General features: G+C 52.9%; 1 protein-coding gene. It reads left to right on the top strand.

Annotated features, from left to right (window positions below; genetic code table 11):
• Window positions 1–524: Ig-like domain-containing protein (locus tag NQT65_RS20195; protein WP_256851924.1), on the top strand; the 524-nt coding region annotated here is incomplete at both ends.

Here is a 524-nt window from a genome sequence, read left to right as displayed (position 1 = left end):
GTGACCGACAGTGACGGTAACCCACAAACCATTACCGCCCTTGTTGATGCCAACGGCGAGTGGAGCGCCACCCCAGCGACACCACTCAGTGAAGGTGAAAGCACGATTGAAGTGAGCGTACGCGATAGCGTAGGCAACGAAACCACCGTGAGTGAAACCACGACTATCGACACGCAAGCGCCAACGCTTACGATACAAAATGTAGGCGACATAAACGACTTAACCCCGACACTGCAAGGCACGAGTAACGAAATTGGCGGCACGGTCACACTCATCGTGACCGACAGTGATGGCGCTGTGCAAACTATTACTACCACCGTTGGTACGGATGGGCATTGGGATATTGAAGTGCCCAGTGCGCTGGCACAAGGTGACTTTACTGTAACGGCCAGTATTACTGATGCCGCAGGCAATGAGAGCACCGCCAACAGCAGTGGCAATGTTGATACCATTACCCCAGTTGTCACTGTGGATGCACTGGGGCTTGGAAACGACAGCACACCAATTATTAGTGGTACTTCAAC

The organism is Pseudoalteromonas agarivorans (assembly GCF_024518735.1).
Lineage (GTDB): Bacteria > Pseudomonadota > Gammaproteobacteria > Enterobacterales > Alteromonadaceae > Pseudoalteromonas > Pseudoalteromonas atlantica.
This window is presented reverse-complemented; position numbering and strand designations above follow the sequence as displayed.